The organism is Scandinavium tedordense, from assembly GCF_024764965.1.
GTDB classification, from domain to species: Bacteria; Pseudomonadota; Gammaproteobacteria; order Enterobacterales; family Enterobacteriaceae; genus Scandinavium; species Scandinavium tedordense.
The window spans coordinates 66472-86419 of sequence record NZ_JALIGG010000051.1 but is presented as its reverse complement, the minus strand read 5'-3'; the positions used below and the strand labels follow the sequence as shown (position 1 = coordinate 86419).

Below are 19948 nucleotides of genomic sequence, written 5' to 3'. Positions count from 1 at the left end.
GGGGAAGCAGTAGATTGACTGGCTGATGATCCGTCCGCAAGGTTACAATCAGTACAGCAGGTATTTTCACTTTTTATCCAGGAGACGGACATGTCATACAGTGGCGAACGAGATAACTTTGCACCCCATATGGCCCTGGTGCCAATGGTCATCGAACAGACCTCACGCGGTGAACGTTCTTTTGATATCTACTCCCGTCTGCTCAAGGAGCGCGTTATCTTTCTGACCGGCCAGGTGGAAGACCACATGGCGAACCTGATCGTAGCGCAGATGCTGTTTCTGGAAGCGGAAAACCCGGAAAAAGACATTTACCTGTACATCAACTCCCCAGGCGGCGTCATCACTGCAGGGATGTCCATCTACGACACCATGCAGTTCATTAAGCCAGACGTCAGCACCATTTGTATGGGGCAGGCGTGTTCAATGGGTGCATTCCTGTTGACCGCCGGAGCTAAAGGCAAGCGTTTCTGCCTGCCAAACTCCCGCGTGATGATTCACCAACCGCTGGGCGGCTATCAGGGCCAGGCAACGGATATTGAAATCCATGCCCGCGAAATCCTGAAAGTTAAAGCGCGCATGAATGAACTTATGGCGCAACACACGGGTCAATCTCTTGAGCAGATTGAACGCGACACCGAGCGCGACCGCTTCCTCGCTGCGTCTGAAGCAGTTGAGTATGGCCTGGTCGACTCCATTTTGACCCATCGTAAATAATGCCACTGCGTCGAGTGCCGCTATACTGTTTAGGGCGGCATTCCGTTAAGACTGGCATTTGCGTCGTCATGTGCGGCACAAAGAACTTAGAAAGAGGTTTGGACTCATGACAGATAAACGCAAAGATGGTTCAGGCAAACTGTTGTATTGCTCTTTTTGCGGCAAAAGCCAGCACGAAGTGCGTAAGCTGATCGCCGGGCCGTCCGTGTATATCTGCGACGAATGCGTTGACTTATGTAACGACATCATTCGCGAAGAAATCAAAGAAGTAGCCCCGCATCGTGAACGCAGTGCGCTGCCGACTCCGCATGAAATCCGCCACCACCTGGACGATTATGTTATCGGGCAGGAACGTGCGAAGAAAGTGCTGGCTGTGGCGGTATACAACCACTACAAGCGTCTGCGTAATGGCGATACCAGCAACGGCGTTGAGCTTGGCAAAAGTAACATTCTGCTGATTGGCCCAACCGGTTCCGGTAAGACGCTGCTCGCGGAAACGCTCGCACGCCTGCTGGACGTTCCATTTACTATGGCTGATGCAACCACCCTGACCGAAGCCGGTTACGTGGGTGAAGACGTTGAGAACATCATCCAGAAACTGTTGCAGAAATGCGATTACGACGTGCAGAAAGCACAGCGCGGCATCGTTTATATCGATGAAATCGACAAAATTTCCCGTAAATCGGATAACCCGTCGATCACCCGTGATGTGTCCGGTGAAGGCGTTCAGCAGGCTCTGCTGAAGCTTATCGAAGGCACCGTTGCTGCTGTTCCGCCGCAGGGTGGCCGTAAGCATCCGCAGCAGGAATTCCTGCAAGTTGATACGTCGAAGATCCTCTTTATCTGTGGCGGCGCATTCGCTGGTCTTGATAAAGTGATCGCTAACCGCGTTGAAACCGGTTCAGGTATTGGCTTTGGCGCGACCGTAAAAGCGAAATCTGAAAAAGCGAACGAAGGCGAACTGCTGGAGCAGGTAGAGCCGGGCGATCTGATCAAGTTTGGTCTTATCCCGGAATTCATCGGTCGTCTGCCGGTTGTCGCAACACTCAACGAGCTGAGTGAAGATGCGCTGATTCAGATCCTGAAAGAACCGAAAAACGCCCTGACGAAGCAATATCAGGCACTGTTCGGCCTTGAAGGTGTTGATCTGGAATTCCGTGACGAAGCGCTGGATGCGATTGCACGTAAAGCGATGGCCCGTAAAACCGGTGCCCGTGGTTTGCGTTCAATCGTCGAAGCGGCACTGCTCGATACCATGTACGACCTGCCTTCCATGGAAGACGTCGAAAAAGTGGTTATCGATGAGTCCGTCATCGAAGGTCAAACCAAGCCGTTGCTGATTTATAGCGCCGCTGAAACGCAGCAGGCTTCTGGCGAATAATTCACCAAATTACTCAGTCAGTTAACCAAAAGGGGGATATTTTATCCCCCTTTTACTTTTCCTGTATTCCTCCCGTTGAATGTATGGGAAACATCCCCATATACTGGATTACATGTTAACGGTGGCGTGAAGCACTGTGGCGCCATTGACTACCCTGGCGGACACTAAACTAAGAGAGAGCTCTATGAATCCTGAGCGTTCTGAACGCATTGAAATCCCCGTATTGCCGTTGCGCGATGTGGTGGTTTATCCGCACATGGTCATTCCCTTATTTGTAGGGCGGGAAAAATCTATCCGTTGTCTCGAAGCGGCCATGGACCATGATAAAAAAATCATGTTGGTGGCTCAGAAAGACGCGTCAACGGATGAGCCGGGTGTAAACGATCTTTTCACCGTCGGGACCGTGGCCTCTATTTTGCAGATGCTGAAGCTTCCTGACGGCACCGTCAAAGTGCTGGTTGAAGGCCTGCAGCGTGCGCGTATTTCCGCGCTGTCTGACGACGGCGAGCATTTCTCGGCGAAAGCGGAGTACCTCGAGTCTCCGGCCATCGACGAGCGCGAGCAGGAAGTTCTGGTCCGCACGGCTATTAGCCAGTTCGAAGGCTACATCAAGCTCAACAAGAAAATCCCACCAGAAGTGCTGACGTCGCTGAACAGCATCGATGATCCTGCACGTCTGGCGGACACCATCGCAGCGCACATGCCGCTGAAGCTGACGGATAAACAGTCCGTGCTGGAAATGTCCGACATCAACGAGCGTCTGGAATACCTGATGGCGATGATGGAATCGGAAATCGATCTGCTGCAGGTTGAGAAACGCATTCGCAACCGCGTCAAAAAGCAGATGGAAAAATCTCAGCGCGAGTACTATCTGAATGAGCAAATGAAAGCTATTCAGAAAGAACTCGGCGAGATGGACGATGCTCCGGACGAAAATGAAGCGCTGAAGCGTAAAATTGACGCCTCTAAAATGCCGAAAGAGGCAAAAGAGAAGACTGAAGCTGAGCTGCAGAAGCTGAAAATGATGTCGCCTATGTCTGCGGAAGCGACAGTCGTTCGTGGCTACATTGACTGGATGGTGCAGGTTCCCTGGACCGCACGCAGCAAAGTTAAAAAGGATCTGCGTCAGGCGCTGGAGGTACTCGATACCGACCATTACGGTCTGGAACGCGTGAAAGATCGCATTCTCGAGTATCTCGCAGTCCAGAGCCGCGTGAACAAACTCAAAGGCCCAATTCTGTGTCTGGTTGGACCGCCAGGGGTGGGTAAAACGTCTCTGGGTCAGTCCATCGCGAAAGCGACCGGACGTAAGTATATCCGTATGGCACTGGGCGGCGTGCGTGACGAAGCGGAAATTCGCGGTCACCGTCGGACTTACATCGGTTCCATGCCGGGTAAACTTATCCAGAAAATGGCGAAAGTGGGCGTTAAAAACCCGCTGTTCCTGCTGGATGAAATCGACAAAATGTCCTCCGACATGCGCGGAGATCCGGCGTCAGCTCTGCTGGAAGTCCTTGATCCAGAACAGAACGTGGCCTTTAACGATCATTATCTGGAAGTCGATTACGATCTCAGCGATGTGATGTTTGTGGCGACCTCTAACTCCATGAACATTCCGGCTCCACTGCTGGATCGTATGGAAGTGATTCGTCTGTCCGGTTACACCGAAGACGAGAAGCTGAATATCGCGAAACGTCATTTGCTGTCGAAGCAAATTGAGCGAAATGCGCTGAAGCCAAGCGAAATTACGGTCGATGACAGTGCGATTGTCAGCATCATTCGTTACTACACCCGCGAAGCGGGCGTGCGTAGCCTGGAGCGTGAAATCTCCAAACTGTGCCGTAAAGCGGTGAAACAGCTGCTGTTGGACAAAACGCTCAAGCACATTGATATCAATGGTGAAAACCTGCATGACTATCTCGGTGTGCAGCGCTTTGACTTTGGCCGTGCCGACAGCGAAAACCGTGTCGGCCAGGTGACTGGCCTGGCGTGGACCGAAGTGGGTGGCGACCTGTTGACCATCGAAACCGCGTGCGTTCCAGGTAAAGGCAAATTGACCTATACCGGCTCGCTGGGTGAAGTGATGCAGGAATCCATTCAGGCGGCGCTGACGGTGGTTCGTGCGCGTGCCGAGAAGCTGGGTATAAACGGCGACTTCTACGAAAAACGCGACATTCACGTTCACGTTCCGGAAGGGGCTACGCCGAAAGACGGTCCAAGTGCAGGTATCGCAATGTGTACTGCGCTGGTGTCGTGTCTGACTGGTAACCCGGTTCGTGCCGATGTGGCGATGACGGGAGAAATCACGCTGCGTGGGCAGGTTCTGCCTATCGGAGGTCTGAAGGAAAAACTGTTGGCAGCCCACCGTGGTGGTATCAAGACAGTTCTCATTCCTGATGAAAATAAACGCGATCTGGAAGAAATTCCTGATAACGTGATCGCCGATCTGGATATCCATCCTGTTAAGCGAATTGAAGAAGTTCTGGCCCTTGCACTGCAAAATGCACCGTATGGCATGCAGGTTGAGACCGTAAAATAGTGACATCGCGCAAATAGCGTTAATAAAAACGGGGCTGTCAGGTGATTTCGCACTTGCCAGCCTTTTTTTGTATAGCTAATTTAGATTGCTGGTTGGGTATGTCATATACAACGGGTGTTGTAAGGGCATGACACTCCTGATATAACTGCTGCGCCGTCGCATTGCGAAGGATTCCAGTGCGATATAAATTATAAAGAGAGGAAGAGAATAGTGAATAAATCTCAACTGATTGACAAAATTGCTGCAGGTGCGGATATCTCTAAAGCTGCTGCTGGACGTGCGTTAGACGCTTTAATCGCTTCCGTTACCGAGTCTCTGCAGTCTGGGGATGACGTTGCACTGGTTGGTTTTGGTACTTTTGCTGTTAAAGAGCGTGCTGCCCGTACTGGTCGCAACCCGCAAACAGGTAAAGAGATCACCATCGCTGCTGCCAAAGTGCCAGGTTTCCGTGCAGGTAAAGCACTGAAAGACGCGGTAAACTGATCGCTTTCCCGTTCAGGGAATGTGACAAAGTACAAGGGCGCATCATCAGATGTGCCTTTTTTGTTTCTCCAGCCTGACTTTATGCGACTTTAGGCGAGTTGTGGGCTGACAATAACCCTCGTTTCTTGTCAAAATACGCCCTCACGTACAGCCGCTCTCATGGTATGCTGTGCGAGGATACAGTCACCTACAGCGGAGCGTTGTTACACCATGATGGACTCCTTACGTACGGCAGCCAATAGTGTCGTGCTCAAGATTATTTTCGGTATCATTATCGTGTCGTTCATTTTGACCGGCGTGAGCAGCTACCTGATTGGCGGAAACAAAGATTACGCCGCGAAAGTGAATGGCCAGGAAATTGGCCGCGCACAGTATGAAAATGCCGTTTCCAGTGAGCGAAATCGCATGCAGCAGCAGTTGGGCGATCAGTTCTCTGAACTGGCTTCCAACGAAAACTACATGAAGACCATGCGTCAGCAGGTGCTCAACCGTCTTATTGACGAATCCCTTCTCGACCAGTATGCGAAACACCTGAACCTTGGTATCAGCGATGAGCAGGTGAAACAGGCGATTTTCCAGACTCAGGCGTTTCAGGCCAATGGCAAATTCGATAACCAGCGTTTCAGCGGTATCGTAGGCCAAATGGGCATGACGACCGATCAGTACGCGCAGGCGCTGCGTAACCAGCTGGTCACTCAACAGCTGATCAACGCCATCGTAGGTTCTGAGTTCATGCTTCCGGGTGAAACGGACGAACTGGCTTCCCTGGTTTCCCAGCAGCGCGTCGTGCGCGAAGCCACCCTTGATGTGAATGCCCTGGCGGCGAAGCAGCAGGTGAGCGATCAGGAAATCAACAGCTACTACGAGCAGCACAAGAATGAATTTGTTGCGCCGGAGCAGTTCCGCGTCAGCTACATCAAGCTGGACGCCGCGGCGATGCAGGAAACGGCATCTGACAACGACATCCAGTCTTACTACGATCAGCACCAGGATCAGTACACTCAGCCGCAGCGTGTACGCTACAGCGTGATTCAGACCAAAACCGAAGCAGATGCAAAAGCGGCGCTGGATGAAATCACCAAAGGCGCAAACTTTGCTGACGTGGCGAAAGCGAAATCCACCGACATTATCTCTGCCAAAAATGGCGGCGACATGGGCTGGCTGGAAGCGTCTACCACGCCGGACGAGCTGAAAAATGCGGGTCTGAAAGACAAAGGCCAGCTGTCCGGTGTTATCAAATCTTCCGTCGGTTTCCTGGTTGCGCGTCTTGATGACATTCAGGCTGCGACAATTAAACCGCTGGCCGATGTTCATGATGATATCGCGGCGAAAGTGAAGCAGGAAAAAGCGCTTGATGCATACTACGCTCTGCAGCAGAAAGTGAGCGATGCGGCGAGCAACGATAACGAATCTCTGGCGGGAGCAGAGCAGGTTTCCGGTGTTAAAGCTGTCGAAACTGGCTGGTTTGGCCACGATAACCTGCCAGCTGAGCTGAATTTCAAACCGGTATCTGACGCTATCTTTGAGGGCGGTCTGGTGGGTCAAAATGGCACGCCGGGTAGTAACTCTGACATCATCACCGTCGATGGTGACCGTGCGTTCGTGCTGCGCGTAAGCGAGCATAAAGCTGAATCGGTCAAACCACTGGCAGAGGTGAAAGCGCAGGTGACGGACATCGTCAAGCACACCAAAGCGGTGCAGCAGGCGAACATCAGCGCAGAGAAGCTGCTCACTGACCTGAAAGCAGGTAAAGGCGACGACGCGATGAAAGCCGCGAACCTGAGCTTTGGTGAAGCGAAGACCCTGAGCCGCACCGGTCAGGATCCTCTGAGCCAGACCGCGTTCACGCTGCCATTGCCGCAGAAAGGCAAAGCGAGCTACGGTGTCGGTTCTGATATGCAGGGTAACGTTGTTATTCTGTCGCTGGACGAAGTGAAAGATGGCACCATGCCGGAAGCACAGAAGAAAGCGATGGTTCAGGGGATCACCCAGAACAACGCCCAGGTGGCTTTCGAAGCACTGATGGCAAACTTGCGTAAAGAAGCGAAGATTAAGCTGGGCGACATCGCTGAACAACAGCAATAACGTCGAGCACGCTCGCAGAATATCGTAACGCACTGCAATATTTAAAGGCCGCTTTCGCGGCCTTTTCCAATTCTGAAATCTGCCCTTTGTACTGTTTTCTTCCTCTGGTTATCGTGGCGTCGCTGTCAACACACAAGGAGATACAGCATGAAATCAGGAATCAAAACCGTACTTCTCGTTCTTACTCTCGCCATTTCAGGTATCGGTTCCCACGCTCTGGCTGCCACAGCGTCAGGTAAACCCCCTGTGGACGCCAAATCCGCAGCAGCCCCTGCGAGCGCTGAAAAACTCAACGCGCCTGTCATTGCGAAACAAAGCGCTGGCGATAAGGTCAGTATTAACACGGCCAACGCCGATGAGCTGGCCCGGGTAATGAATGGCGTAGGGCTGAAGAAAGCCCAGGCTATCGTCAGCTATCGTGAAGAATACGGCCCCTTTAAAGCTATTGACGATCTGCGCCAGGTGCCGGGTATGGGAGGCGCACTTGTCGAAAGAAATCTTTCAAATCTGATGCTCTGACCACCCGGGAGTTTGCACAGTAGCAAAATAATGCCAGACTAAAGAGGTCGTACCAGTATGCGACCTCTGACTCTATAAATAACAAAGGCTATTGCGCTATGCAGACCCAAATTAAAGTTCGTGGATATCACCTGGATGTTTATCAACATGTTAATAACGCTCGCTACCTTGAGTTTCTCGAAGAGGCTCGCTGGGATGGGCTGGAAAGCAGCGCGGGCTTTCAATGGATGAGTCAGCACCACATCGCGTTTGTGGTGGTGAATATCAACATCAACTATCGTCGTCCCGCGGTACTGGGCGACCTGCTCACCGTCACCAGCAAGGTGCAGCAACTGAATGGTAAAAGCGGTGTGTTAAGCCAGATTGTGACGCTGGAGCCTGAAGGGGAAGTGGTGGCCGATGCGCAGATTACGTTTGTGTGTATCGATCTGAAAACACAAAAAGCGTTACCGCTGGACGGTGAACTTCGCACTCATCTGGAAGAAATGGTCGAATAAATTGAAACGGTAGGAAAGAACCCCGGCACGCAGAATGCCGCCGGGGAGAACGCGCTTACTTCAGGCCGGTTTTCGCTTTTAATGCCGCCAGTACGCCGGTTTTGTCGGCCAGATAATGATTCAGGCCATTGGCGCGAAGCGTGCAGGCAGCGCAGTGGCCACAGCCATCGCCTTTGATGCCGTTATAGCAGGTGAGGGTTTCGCTGCGAACCATATCGAGATGGCCCCAGTAATCTGCAAGCGCCCAGGTTTCTGCTTTATCTATCCACATCAGCGGCGTTTCGAAGCGGATCTCTTTCGCCATACCGAGGTTCACTGCGTGGTTGAGCGCTTTAACGAACTCATCACGGCAATCCGGATAGCCGGAGAAGTCGGTTTCGCACACCCCAGTGATCACCGCTTCAGCTTTGACCTGATAAGCATAAATCGCGGTCAGGGTCAGGAACAGAATATTGCGGCCCGGCACGAAGGTATTCGGAATGCCGTTGGCTTCCGGTTCGTAGTCCGGAACCGGAATACTGTCGCGGGTGAGGCTACTAACCGCAAGTTCATTCAGCAGGGTAACGTCCAGCACTTTGTGTGCACGAGCACCAAGCTTCAGTGCAAGTTCGCGTGCGACATCAATTTCCGCTCGATGGCGCTGTCCGTAATCAAACGTCACGCAGTGTACTTCATCATACTGCTGTAAAGCCTGGACCAGGCAAGTGGTGGAGTCCTGACCTCCGCTGAAAACCACGACGGCGCGTTTCATAGCAAATCCTGTCAATATTTAAGAAAACACTATGGTAGCGTTTGGCGACGATGTCGACCAGCTACAAGACGTGCTTTACGTTTCCGTAGAGGCGGGCAGCCAGGCCTCAGTGAAGTCGAACCAGCCTCTGGCGTTCAGGCGAATACCGTTCACACCCGGCGGTGCGCTGATTTTGTACTGATAGTTAAACAGCGGCGTCAGCACTGCCGCATCCATCAAATGATGGAAAACGTTTTGCAGGGCCGCATGGCGCGATTCAGATTTTTTCTGCGTCTGAACCGCGTCAAGTGTGGCCTGAAGATGGGAATACTGTGCCGGGCTGAGCGTATGTGGCCACAGAGGATCGCAGCGCAGCCATTGTTCGAGTGTGTATTCAGGTGTGTCGCCAATCAGCCTGTCGCCCATCACCAAATCCGCCTGCGATAAATTCGGGCAGCCGTCCCAGGTTTTGGCATCATGGAAAATAACCGTCAGCCTACAGCCCCGGATCTCCAACGCCTGACGAAGCTGTTCGGCCATAGTGTGAAGTTCAACAGGCAAATGGTAGATGAGCGTCAATGTCGCCGGGAAGGTGACAGACTCTGAGTCTTCTGCCAACGGAATTTCCCAACCGGGTAGCAGTTCATGGCTCGGCGTAATCAGATTTTCATCCAGTGGCAGCGTCTGCATCAGCGATGTTCGGTGAATGAGCGTAATCAGTTTTTGCGCCTGAGGCGTGGTCAGCGCCGCGCTCTTGCGCAGCGTCAGGTAGCAAAAACCGAGACTAATACTGTCGCTCACCAGCCGTAATTTTCGCAGGTCGTCCGCTTCACCAATCGCCAGCTGCACCGGGTGACGACAGCTGGTGCCCAAATCCTGCTCAAACAACTGCGGTGTAATCCAGTATTCAATGGTCTGCAAAAGCGGATGCGTCAGATGATAGCGGTTATGGCTTTCTAGTCTTACCAATTCAGGTTCGAAGATTTTCAGTCGGAATGGACCGGTGCCGATGGCTGGGTTATCCGGATGCGCCAGCACGCTGCAATAGCTGGCCAGACGATGCGCGAGCCAGAAGTCAGGCTTGACCAGCGTGAAAGTCAGGCACTGCGCGTGAGTGATTTCGATGCGCTGCACACTGGCGAACAGCGTCCGCAGAGCAGGCAGCGCGAGTAACATTTCCAGGCGCCGATGCAGCTGCGCGGTAGCAACCGCATCGCCATTGTGCCAGTGCAGCGTCGAACGGATGTAAAAGTGCCAGCGTAAACCGTCGGCCGACACGTCCCAGTGATGGGACAGGTCGCCGAGCGGTTCAGCGGTATTTTGATGAAAGCGAGTCAGGCCGGAAAAAATCTGTCCTGCCAGATGCTGTTCCGCACGACCAGGCAGAAAACCAGGGTGCAGCGGTTCGAGTGGGCGATAGTAGGGAATACGCAGCGTCGGGGTGTTGTTCTGCCACTGGCCGCCGAGAAACGGATGCAGCAGGGCGCGCAACTCCGGGGCTGCAAGCTGTGCCAGCTCCAGCGCATTCTGCTGTTGGCCGAGTGTTAGCGCTTGCTCCATCATCTCATTGCGCAGCGTCTCGGGCGTGACGTGAAAAGTCAGCGTGCCGCGCTTTCCACGGCCTGACTGGGCCTGCCAGCGAAGCCAGCCGGAGTCCTGCGCCTGACGCAACAGCGTACGCACATGTCGCTCGCTGCAAAAACAACGTTCCGCCAGTTCGGCGACGGTAATTTGTTGCGGTGCGCCGGAAGAAGGCTGCCACAGGCGTTGAAATTGATTAAGTCTGTTGAGTTGGCGCATCGTCGCTCACTTGATAAACCCGGAACAATAAAATTCATTCATTCACTATTCCTTCCGTATATCTCAGGTGATACTTTCGCACAAGAGACTCTCATCACATTTCCGGGGAACAACATGGCAAGACTGGCTGCATTTGATATGGACGGGACGTTGTTAATGCCCGACCATCGTCTGGGTGAACAAACGTTGAGTACGCTGAAACGCCTGCACGAGCGGGACATCACACTGACGTTTGCCACCGGCCGCCATGTCCTGGAAATGCGTCACCTGATTGGTAACTTCTCCCTCGACGCCTTCTTGATAACCGGAAATGGTACGCGCATTCATTCTCTGGAAGGGGAAGTGCTGCACCGTAGCGATCTTGATCCCGAAGTGGCAGACCTTGTTCTGCACAGCCACTGGGATACGCAGGCCAGCATGCATGTGTTTAACGACAGCGGTTGGCTGACGAACAGAGATATTCCGGACATGCTACAGGCGCACGTTTATAGCGGGTTCCGTTATCAGCTCTGCGATTTCAAACGCCTGCCAGCCCATGACGTTACCAAGATCTGTTTTTGCGGCGATCATGACGATCTCAGCCGCTTACGGATCCAGCTCAATGAGGCGTTGGGTTCCCGCGCCCATCTGACGTTTTCAGCTTTCGAGTGCCTGGAAGTGCTGCCCGTTGGCTGCAATAAAGGCGCTGCGCTATCGACTCTTAGTACTCATCTTGGCATGACGATGGAAGACTGCATGGCATTTGGCGATGCGATGAACGACAGCGAAATGCTGGGCCAAGTCGGAAGAGGTCTGATTATGGGCAACGCCATGCCGCAGCTGAAAGCGGCGTTACCGCACTTACCGGTTATCGGTCACTGCCAGAATCAGGCGGTGTCCCACTTTTTGACTCATTGGCTGGATACACCACATCTCCCTTATTCCCCCGAATGACGAGACCCTTCCGGCAAGCCAGGCTTCGTATGATGCCTGGCTTTTTTCTTTTATGCGTCCACTGACTGGCTGAATTGCTTTCTCAAACATCACGCTGGTGTTACTGCCCGATAAGCTCTGACAGCGCAGCCTGCGACGGGGCAAGATCGCCAATATTTGCGGCCACCCATTGCGGGTTGTAGTAGGTTTCGAGATAGCGTTCGCCGCTGTCACACAGCAGGGTCACAATCGAGCCGGTCTGACCCGTACTGCGCATCTGCGCGGCAAGCTGTAACGCGCCCCACATATTGGTTCCCGTTGAAGCCCCCACTTTGCGGCCCAGCTGCGTTTCCAGCCAATGCGCAGTGACGACGCTTGCCGCATCCTGCACGCGCAGCATGTTATCGACCACGTCAGGAATGAATGACGGCTCGACGCGCGGGCGACCAATCCCTTCAATTTTGCTGCCAACTGGGCTGCGCAATGTTGCATCGCACTGCTGCCAGTAGTCCATAAACACCGAGTTCTGCGGGTCAACCACTGTCAACTGCGTGTCGTATCCCTGGCAGCGAATATAGCGCCCGATGGTAGCCGACGTGCCGCCGGTGCCTGCACTCATCACGATATGCGCCGGAACCGGGTTCGGCTCGTGCTGCATCTGACGGAAAATGCTGTCGGCGATGTTATTATTGCCGCGCCAGTCGGTCGCGCGCTCGGCGTAGGTGAACTGATCCATATAATGACCGTTCAGCTCGCGGGCCAGCATTTCAGAGGCTTCGTAGATTTCGCAGGCGCTTTGCACAAAGTGACAGCGACCGCCGTAAAATTCGATTTGTTCAACTTTGCGTTTCGCAGTGCACGACGGCATCACGGCGATAAACGGCAGGCCGATCAGGCGCGCAAAATAGGCTTCGGAAACTGCCGTTGATCCTGACGACGCTTCGATGATCGTTGTGCCTTCTTTGATCCAGCCGTTGCACAAACCATATAAAAACAGTGAGCGCGCCAGGCGGTGCTTGAGACTGCCGGTTGGGTGCGTGCTTTCATCTTTCAGGTAGAGCTGAATGCCGGGGAAGGCGGTCAGTGTCAGGCGAATCAGGTGCGTGTCCGCAGAGCGCTGATAGTCGGCGTTAATTTCACTGATGGCGTGTTTTACCCAGGTGCTGTTCATCATTACGTCCTGTTTGTCATTTTGTGCCCAGCTTAACGGAAAGCACGGAAAAAATTGTTGCTATATAGCCTTTGAAATACAATTAAGAGAGAATATTTTTCTCCATGGGTCGCTAATGATAGATAAAATTGACCGTAAGCTACTGGCGCTGTTGCAGGAGGATTGTACCCTCTCTTTGCAGGCGCTCGCCGATGCCGTTAATCTGACCACCACGCCCTGCTGGAAACGCCTGAAACGCCTCGAAGACGAAGGTGTTTTGCGTGCACGAGTGGCACTGTTGGATGCAGAAAAATTAGGGCTCGGACTCACGGCATTCGTGCTGATAAAAACCCAGCATCACAGCAGTGAATGGTACAGCCGCTTTGTGTCACAGGTGACGCAAATGCCTGAAGTGCTTGGCTTCTGGCGCATGGCGGGTGAGTACGACTATCTCCTGCGGGTACAGGTAGCGGACATGAAACGCTACGACGACTTTTACAAACGACTGGTTAACAGCGTGCCGGGCTTATCTGACGTGACATCGAGTTTTGCGATGGAACAGATTAAGTACACTACCGCGCTGCCGGTTGAATAATTCTCTGGGTAATTCTGCGTGCGATTATTTGCTCAACTCAGCTGGTATTTCCGTCGGGAATGGCGCCGCTATCTCGGCGCGGTCCTGCTGCTTATCATTATTGCCATCCTGCAACTGATCCCGCCGAAGGTGATGGGTATCGTGGTGGATGGCGTGACGCAACAACACTACACCACTACGCGGATCATGATGTGGGTGGCAACGCTGGCGCTAATTGCGGTGGTAGTGTATCTGTTGCGCTATGTCTGGCGTGTGCTGCTGTTCGGCGCGTCTTATCAGCTCGCCGTTGAACTGCGTGAAGATTATTATCGTCAGCTCAGCCGCCAGCATCCTGAATTTTACCTGCGCCACCGCACCGGGGATTTGATTGCTCGCGCCACCAACGACGTTGACCGCGTGGTGTTTGCCGCCGGTGAAGGCGTTCTGACGCTGGTGGATTCGCTGGTGATGGGCTGTGCGGTGCTGATCGTCATGTCGACTCAAATAAGCTGGGAACTGACGTTGCTGGCGCTGGTGCCGATGCCGATTATGGCGTTGGTTATCAAGCGTAATGGCGACACGCTACATAACCGCTTTAAGCTGGCGCAGGCGGCATTCTCCGGCCTGAATGACCGTACGCAGGAAAGCCTGACCAGCATTCGCATGATCAAAGCTTTTGGCCTGGAAGACAGGCAGTCCGCGCAGTTTGCGGCCGATGCGGCAGATACCGGCGCGAAAAACATGCGCGTGGCCCGGGTGGATGCCCGTTTCGACCCTACGATTTACATCGCAATCGGTATGGCAAACTTACTGGCTATTTCCGGCGGAAGCTGGATGGTGGTGCACGGCAGCCTGACGCTCGGTCAGCTCACCAGCTTCATGATGTATCTTGGCCTGATGATATGGCCAATGCTGGCACTGGCGTGGATGTTTAATATCGTCGAGCGCGGCAGTGCCGCTTATACCCGAATCCGCGACATGCTCGCCGAAGCGCCGGTGGTGGACGACGGTACGCAAATACTGACGCCCGATCGCGGCACGCTGGCGGTGAATATACGCGAGTTCTGCTATCCGCAAACCGAAAAACCGACGCTGCATAATGTGCAATTCAGCCTGCAGTCAGGCCAGATGCTGGGGATCTGCGGCCCAACCGGCGCCGGGAAATCAACGGTGTTGTCGCTTATCCAGCGTCATTTTGACGTCACCGAAGGTGATATTCGCTTCCAGGATCTCCCTCTGACCGCGCTCCAGCTCGACAGTTGGCGTAGCCGCCTGGCAGTGGTCAATCAGACCCCGTTCCTGTTCTCCGATACCGTGGGCAGCAATATTGCGCTCGGCAAACCGGGTGCGACGCAGGAAGAGATTGAGCATGTGGCACGGCTTGCCAGCGTGCATGAAGATATTTTGCGTCTGCCGCAAGGTTATGACACAGAAGTGGGCGAGCGCGGCGTGATGCTGTCCGGTGGGCAGAAGCAGCGTATTTCTATCGCCCGCGCGCTATTACTGGATGCTGAAATTCTGATCCTCGACGATGCACTGTCCGCGGTCGACGGGCGCACAGAGCATCAAATCCTGCACAACCTGCGTCAGTGGGGCGAAGGGCGTACAGTGATTATCAGTGCGCATCGCCTGTCGGCCTTGACCGAAGCCAGTGAGATTATCGTCATGCAGCATGGACACATTGCCCAGCGCGGCGAACACGAGCAGTTGGCGATTCAGTCCGGCTGGTATCGCGATATGTATCGTTATCAGCAGCTGGAGGCGGCGCTCAACGACGTGCCGGAAGAGCGGCGTGAGGAGGAATCCGATGCGTAGTTTCGGACAACTTTGGCCAACGCTCAAACGCCTGCTGGCCTACGGATCGCCGTGGCGTAAACCGTTAGGCATCGGGATGGTGATGATGTGGATTGCCGCCATCGCGGAAGTCACAGGCCCGCTGCTGATAAGCTATTTCATCGATAATATGGTCGCGAAAAGCTATTTGCCGTGGGGCATTGTTATCGGTCTTGCCGCATCGTACGTTGGCCTGCAGCTGCTGGCGGCATCCTTGCACTATGCGCAATCGCTGCTGTTTAACCGTGCCGCGGTCGGCGTGGTGCAGCAATTACGGACCGACGTGATGGACGCCGCGCTGCGCCAGCCGCTTAGCGAGTTTGATGTGCAGCCGGTCGGGCAGCTGATTTCACGTGTGACCAATGACACCGAAGTGATCCGCGATCTGTACGTCACCGTGGTTTCTACGGTGCTCCGCAGTGCGGCGCTGATCAGCGCTATGCTGGTGGCAATGTTTAGCCTCGACTGGCGCATGGCACTGGTGGCGATCGCCATCTTCCCGGCGGTTATCGTGGTGATGCTGATTTACCAGCGCTACAGCACGCCGATTGTGCGTCGCGTCCGCGCCTATCTGGCGGATATCAACGATGGGTTCAACGAAGTTATCAACGGCATGAGCGTCATTCAGCAGTTCCGCCAGCAGGCGCGTTTTGGCGAACGGATGGGGGAAGCGAGCCGCTCGCACTACATGGCCCGCATGCAGACTCTGCGTCTGGATGGTTTCCTGCTGCGTCCTCTGTTGAGCCTGTTCTCCTCACTGATTCTCTGCGGCCTGCTGATGCTGTTTGGGATGAGCAGCACCGGCACGATTGAAGTCGGTGTGCTGTATGCGTTTATCAGCTACCTCGGGCGTTTAAATGAACCGTTAATCGAACTCACCACCCAGCAGTCGATGCTGCAGCAGGCGGTGGTGGCGGGCGAGCGGGTGTTTGAACTGATGGACAAACCGCGTCAGAACTACGGTGCAGACGAAGTGCCGTTGCAAAGCGGGTCTATCGATGTTGACGATGTCTCTTTCGCCTACCGTGGCGACCGTCTGGTACTACAGGACATTAACATTAGCGTGCCGACGCGCAGCTTCGTGGCGCTGGTTGGGCATACCGGCAGCGGTAAAAGTACGCTCGCCAGCCTACTGATGGGCTACTACCCGTTGAGCAAAGGGGAAATTCGCCTCGATGGACGCCCGCTGTCGTCACTCAGCCACAGCGTTATTCGTCAGGGCGTGGCGATGGTTCAGCAGGACCCGGTGGTGCTGGCCGAATCGTTCTTTGCCAACGTCACGCTGGGCCGTGATATCAGCGAAGAACAGGTCTGGCAGGCCCTTGAAACGGTGCAGCTCGCAGAACTGGCTCGCAGCATGATCGACGGGATTCACACCCGGCTCGGCGAGCAGGGCAACAATCTGTCGGTCGGACAGAAACAGTTGCTGGCGCTGGCCCGCGTGCTGGTGGATACCCCGCAAATTCTGATCCTTGATGAAGCTACCGCTAACATCGATTCCGGCACCGAGCAGGCGATTCAACAGGCACTGGCGCTGGTTCGACAGCGTACGACGCTGGTGGTGATTGCCCACCGTCTCTCGACCATCGTTGAGGCCGACACCATCATGGTGCTGCACCGTGGCCAGGCGGTAGAGCGGGGCACGCATCAGCAACTTCTTGAAGCCAAAGGGCGTTACTGGCAGATGTATCAACTGCAGCTTGCCGGTGAAGAACTGGCGGCCAGCATCGAAGAAGAAACGCTTATCGCCTGATGCACCACGATTAAGCAATTTACTCACACCAGCACGCGCTGGTGCAAAAACAAAACGCATCTTGCACCGCAATGGTGCGTTTTTATTTTCCTTCCTGCCTCTCATCTTCGTTAAGTCGAACAGTGCTGCTCGCCGCAGCCACAGAAAAGGCCAGAATCCTCTGAATGACCTCCGGTTTTAATTTCTGGCACGCTGATTGCTTTACCTCATATGTGTTAGCTGCCGCCATTACCGAATTCTGACTGGAGGGGATCTATGAAGCTGGTTACCGTGGTGATTAAACCATTCAAACTCGAAGACGTTCGCGAAGCGCTGTCTTCCATTGGTATTCAGGGGCTGACCGTTACCGAAGTGAAAGGCTTCGGGCGTCAGAAAGGCCATGCCGAGCTTTACCGCGGCGCTGAATATAGCGTCAACTTTCTGCCGAAGGTGAAAATCGATGTGGCGATCGCTGACGATCAACTCGATGAGGTGATCGACGTGATCAGTAAAGCGGCGTACACCGGCAAGATTGGCGACGGCAAGATCTTTGTCGCCGAGCTGCAACGCGTCATTCGCATTCGTACCGGCGAAGCCGACGAAGCGGCTCTGTAACTCCTGGCACACAGTGATAGGGATCGAGAAAATGAACAAAACTCTAGTGAAAATAGCCCCAGCTGTATTGGCACTGTTGCCGGGCCTGTCTCTGGCAGCGCCTGCGGTCGCCGATAAAGCTGACAACGCCTTTATGATGATCAGCACCGCGCTGGTGCTGTTTATGAGTATTCCCGGGATTGCGTTGTTTTACGGCGGCCTGATCCGTGGCAAAAACGTGCTTTCCATGCTGACGCAGGTCACCGTCACCTTCGCACTGGTTTGCGTGCTGTGGGTGGTTTACGGCTATACCCTGGCGTTCGGCACCGGCGGCAACTTCTTCGGCAGCTTTGATTGGGTTCTGCTGAAAGGCATCGAACTGAAAGCACTGATGGGCACTTTCTATCAGTACATCCACGTGGCCTTCCAGGGCTCGTTTGCTTGTATCACCGTCGGTCTGATTGTTGGCTCGTTGGCGGAGCGTATCCGCTTCTCCGCAGTGCTGATTTTCGTGGTGGTGTGGATGACCTTCTCCTACGTACCGATTGCGCACATGGTATGGGGCGGCGGTTTGCTGGCCACGCACGGCGCACTGGACTTTGCGGGCGGCACCGTTGTTCACATCAACGCCGCCGTTGCGGGCCTTGTGGGTGCATATCTGATTGGCAAACGCGTGGGCTTTGGCAAAGAAGCGTTCAAACCGCATAACTTGCCGATGGTTTTCACCGGGACCGCCATTCTGTACGTGGGCTGGTTCGGCTTTAACGCCGGTTCCGCAAGCTCCGCCAACGAAATTGCTGCACTCGCTTTCCTGAACACCGTAGTGGCGACTGCGGCTGCGATTCTGGCCTGGGTCTTCGGTGAGTGGGCGGTACGCGGTAAGCCTTCTCTGCTGGGGGCATGTTCCGGTGCTATCGCTGGTCTGGTGGCGGTCACGCCTGCCTGTGGTTACATCGGCGTGGGTGGTTCCCTGATTGTCGGCATCGCGGCGGGTCTGGCCGGTTTGTGGGGCGTCACGGCGCTGAAACGCTGGCTGCGTGTAGATGACCCATGCGATGTGTTCGGTGTGCACGGCGTATGCGGGATTGTGGGTTGTATCCTGACCGGTATCTTCGCATCGACATCACTGGGTGGCGTCGGCTATGCGGAAGGTGTGACCATGGGCCATCAGGTTCTGGTACAGCTGGAAAGTATCGGTCTGACGATTGTCTGGTCTGGCGTGGTGGCCTTCATCGGTTACAAACTGGCTGACCTGACAGTGGGGCTGCGAGTTCCGGAAGAACAGGAACGCGAAGGTCTGGATGTCAACAGCCATGGCGAGAATGCGTATAACGCCTAAGTAAAAGCAAAACGGCAATCTTGAGATTGCCGTTTTGAGTGTTTGCCCCTCTCCCACAGGGAGAGGGGACCGACTGAGACCGCAAAAGTCTAACCGCGATTACGCATCACGCCTTCTTGTACCGTCGATGCGACCAGCACACCATCCTGAGTATAAAACTCACCGCGTACAAAACCGCGCGCGCTAGAAGCTGACGTGCTCTCCACGCTGTACAGCAGCCATTCATTCATATTGAATGGGCGATGGAACCACATAGAATGGTCAATCGTCGCCACCTGCATCCCTTTTTCAAGGAAGCCCACGCCATGCGGCTGAAGGGCAACCGGCAGGAAGTTAAAGTCAGACGCATAGCCCAACAGATACTGATGCACGCGGAAATCATCGACGACTGTACCGTTGGCGCGGATCCATACCTGGCGTTTTGGCTCAGCCACGTGGCCCTTCATGGGGTTATGGAACTCGACCGGACGGATCTCCAGTGGTTTATCACACAGGAACTTCTCTTTCACCTGTGGGGGCAGTAGATGCGCCAGCTGACGGGCGATATCCGTTTCGGATGGCAGCGAATCAGGGGCTGGGGCCAGCGGCATCTGTTTTTGATGTTCGTAGCCCGATTCCGGCGCCTGGAAAGAAGCGGTCATATAGAAAATCGGTTTGCCGTTCTGGATAGCCGCCACGCGACGGGCGCTGAAACTATTACCATCGCGCAGAACTTCCACGTCATACACAATCGGCTTCTGGCTGTCGCCCGGGCGTAAAAAGTAGCTGTGGAACGAATGCACCAGACGGTCGACAGGCACGGTTTCTTTGGCGGCATACAACGCCTGACCGACGACCTGGCCGCCAAATACCTGGCGTAAGCCCAGATCCTCACTTTGACCGCGGAACAATCCCTCTTCAATTTTTTCCAGATTTAACAGGGTTAGCAGATTAGAGAGAGCCTGACTCATAAATGTCCTCAAAGGTAAAAAGACCGCATTCTGCGCGGGAATAGCCACAGTATAACGCAGTTTTCGAAGTGGTCCGATGGGTGCAATTATCTGAATAACGGCGCGATTACAGGCAA

Annotated in this window: 17 protein-coding genes; 13 read left to right on the top strand and 4 right to left on the bottom strand. The window is 54.3% G+C overall.

Annotated elements, in window-relative coordinates; genetic code table 11:
- Positions 1-90 precede the first annotated feature (90 nt).
- From clpP to MUU46_RS05555, 7 genes are all read left to right on the top strand, one after another.
- Complete coding sequence (clpP, locus tag MUU46_RS05585; RefSeq protein ID WP_110511663.1) at positions 91-714, top strand: ATP-dependent Clp endopeptidase proteolytic subunit ClpP; 624 nt, start codon at positions 91-93, stop codon at positions 712-714.
- A 106-nt stretch (positions 715-820) separates the two neighbouring features.
- Positions 821-2095, top strand: a complete 1275-nt coding sequence (clpX, locus tag MUU46_RS05580; protein ID WP_110511664.1) for an ATP-dependent protease ATP-binding subunit ClpX — start codon at positions 821-823, stop codon at positions 2093-2095.
- 184 nt (positions 2096-2279) lie between these two features.
- Positions 2280-4634 carry an endopeptidase La gene (lon, locus tag MUU46_RS05575; RefSeq protein ID WP_159752398.1) on the top strand — a complete coding sequence of 785 codons (2355 nt, stop codon included), beginning with the start codon at positions 2280-2282 and terminating at the stop codon, positions 4632-4634.
- Between the two features lie 210 nt (positions 4635-4844).
- On the top strand, positions 4845-5117 hold the full coding sequence (gene hupB, locus MUU46_RS05570; protein ID WP_010428111.1) for a nucleoid-associated protein HU-beta: 273 nt from the start codon (positions 4845-4847) through the stop codon (positions 5115-5117).
- Between the two features lie 210 nt (positions 5118-5327).
- Entirely contained in the window at positions 5328-7202 is a 1875-nt protein-coding gene (gene ppiD / locus MUU46_RS05565) for a peptidylprolyl isomerase (protein ID WP_258965035.1), read from the top strand.
- A gap of 147 nt (positions 7203-7349) precedes the next feature.
- Positions 7350-7721 (top strand): helix-hairpin-helix domain-containing protein, encoded by a 372-nt coding sequence (locus tag MUU46_RS05560; RefSeq protein ID WP_258965034.1) that lies wholly within the window; start codon positions 7350-7352, stop codon positions 7719-7721.
- A gap of 98 nt (positions 7722-7819) precedes the next feature.
- Entirely contained in the window at positions 7820-8218 is a 399-nt protein-coding gene (locus MUU46_RS05555; RefSeq protein ID WP_159752404.1) for a YbgC/FadM family acyl-CoA thioesterase, read from the top strand.
- Between the two features lie 55 nt (positions 8219-8273).
- Here the strand turns inward: MUU46_RS05555 and queC are convergent, their stop codons facing one another.
- Together queC and MUU46_RS05545 are read right to left on the bottom strand one after the other, a co-directional pair.
- A complete protein-coding gene (gene queC, locus MUU46_RS05550; protein ID WP_258965033.1) occupies positions 8274-8969 on the bottom strand; it encodes a 7-cyano-7-deazaguanine synthase QueC in 696 nt (231 codons plus the stop codon).
- Positions 8970-9044: 75 nt separating this feature from the next.
- Positions 9045-10748 carry an SgrR family transcriptional regulator gene (locus tag MUU46_RS05545; RefSeq protein ID WP_258965032.1) on the bottom strand — a complete coding sequence of 568 codons (1704 nt, stop codon included), beginning with the start codon at positions 10746-10748 and terminating at the stop codon, positions 9045-9047.
- A 114-nt stretch (positions 10749-10862) separates the two neighbouring features.
- Between MUU46_RS05545 and cof the strand changes: the two genes are divergently transcribed.
- Positions 10863-11681 (top strand): HMP-PP phosphatase, encoded by an 819-nt coding sequence (cof, locus tag MUU46_RS05540; RefSeq protein ID WP_258965031.1) that lies wholly within the window; start codon positions 10863-10865, stop codon positions 11679-11681.
- A gap of 100 nt (positions 11682-11781) precedes the next feature.
- Here the strand turns inward: cof and MUU46_RS05535 are convergent, their stop codons facing one another.
- Positions 11782-12831, bottom strand: a complete 1050-nt coding sequence (locus MUU46_RS05535; protein ID WP_309582937.1) for a PLP-dependent cysteine synthase family protein — start codon at positions 12829-12831, stop codon at positions 11782-11784.
- Positions 12832-12946: 115 nt separating this feature from the next.
- On the opposite strand from MUU46_RS05535, the gene MUU46_RS05530 reads away from it, so the two are divergent.
- The 5 genes from MUU46_RS05530 to amtB all read left to right on the top strand — a co-directional run bounded on the left by MUU46_RS05530 (position 12947) and on the right by amtB (position 18882).
- Positions 12947-13405, top strand: coding sequence for an Lrp/AsnC family transcriptional regulator (locus MUU46_RS05530; RefSeq protein ID WP_168927202.1), 459 nt, complete (start codon positions 12947-12949; stop codon positions 13403-13405).
- A gap of 18 nt (positions 13406-13423) precedes the next feature.
- Positions 13424-15199, top strand: a complete 1776-nt coding sequence (locus MUU46_RS05525; RefSeq protein ID WP_258965029.1) for a SmdA family multidrug ABC transporter permease/ATP-binding protein — start codon at positions 13424-13426, stop codon at positions 15197-15199.
- Positions 15192-16970: a SmdB family multidrug efflux ABC transporter permease/ATP-binding protein gene (locus MUU46_RS05520; protein ID WP_159752416.1), complete on the top strand. Its 1779-nt coding sequence runs from the start codon at positions 15192-15194 to the stop codon at positions 16968-16970. The genes MUU46_RS05525 and MUU46_RS05520 overlap by 8 nt, the downstream gene beginning before the upstream one ends.
- Positions 16971-17225: 255 nt before the next feature.
- Positions 17226-17564 (top strand): P-II family nitrogen regulator, encoded by a 339-nt coding sequence (gene glnK, locus MUU46_RS05515; RefSeq protein ID WP_002891893.1) that lies wholly within the window; start codon positions 17226-17228, stop codon positions 17562-17564.
- A 31-nt stretch (positions 17565-17595) separates the two neighbouring features.
- Positions 17596-18882: an ammonium transporter AmtB gene (gene amtB, locus MUU46_RS05510; protein ID WP_159752418.1), complete on the top strand. Its 1287-nt coding sequence runs from the start codon at positions 17596-17598 to the stop codon at positions 18880-18882.
- Between the two features lie 89 nt (positions 18883-18971).
- Here amtB and tesB read toward each other — a convergent pair whose 3' ends face one another.
- Entirely contained in the window at positions 18972-19832 is an 861-nt protein-coding gene (gene tesB, locus MUU46_RS05505) for an acyl-CoA thioesterase II (RefSeq protein ID WP_159752420.1), read from the bottom strand.
- Positions 19833-19948 lie beyond the last annotated feature (116 nt).

Coding starts and splice junctions, on each gene's coding strand:
- clpP (WP_110511663.1), top strand. CDS start 91: ATGTCATACAGTGGCGAACGAGATAACTTTGCACCCCATATGGCCCTG.
- clpX (WP_110511664.1), top strand. CDS start 821: ATGACAGATAAACGCAAAGATGGTTCAGGCAAACTGTTGTATTGCTCT.
- lon (WP_159752398.1), top strand. CDS start 2,280: ATGAATCCTGAGCGTTCTGAACGCATTGAAATCCCCGTATTGCCGTTG.
- ppiD (WP_258965035.1), top strand. CDS start 5,328: ATGATGGACTCCTTACGTACGGCAGCCAATAGTGTCGTGCTCAAGATT.
- MUU46_RS05560 (WP_258965034.1), top strand. CDS start 7,350: ATGAAATCAGGAATCAAAACCGTACTTCTCGTTCTTACTCTCGCCATT.
- MUU46_RS05555 (WP_159752404.1), top strand. CDS start 7,820: ATGCAGACCCAAATTAAAGTTCGTGGATATCACCTGGATGTTTATCAA.
- queC (WP_258965033.1), bottom strand. CDS start 8,969: ATGAAACGCGCCGTCGTGGTTTTCAGCGGAGGTCAGGACTCCACCACT.
- MUU46_RS05545 (WP_258965032.1), bottom strand. CDS start 10,748: ATGCGCCAACTCAACAGACTTAATCAATTTCAACGCCTGTGGCAGCCT.
- cof (WP_258965031.1), top strand. CDS start 10,863: ATGGCAAGACTGGCTGCATTTGATATGGACGGGACGTTGTTAATGCCC.
- MUU46_RS05535 (WP_309582937.1), bottom strand. CDS start 12,831: ATGAACAGCACCTGGGTAAAACACGCCATCAGTGAAATTAACGCCGAC.
- MUU46_RS05530 (WP_168927202.1), top strand. CDS start 12,947: ATGATAGATAAAATTGACCGTAAGCTACTGGCGCTGTTGCAGGAGGAT.
- MUU46_RS05520 (WP_159752416.1), top strand. CDS start 15,192: ATGCGTAGTTTCGGACAACTTTGGCCAACGCTCAAACGCCTGCTGGCC.
- glnK (WP_002891893.1), top strand. CDS start 17,226: ATGAAGCTGGTTACCGTGGTGATTAAACCATTCAAACTCGAAGACGTT.
- amtB (WP_159752418.1), top strand. CDS start 17,596: ATGAACAAAACTCTAGTGAAAATAGCCCCAGCTGTATTGGCACTGTTG.
- tesB (WP_159752420.1), bottom strand. CDS start 19,832: ATGAGTCAGGCTCTCTCTAATCTGCTAACCCTGTTAAATCTGGAAAAA.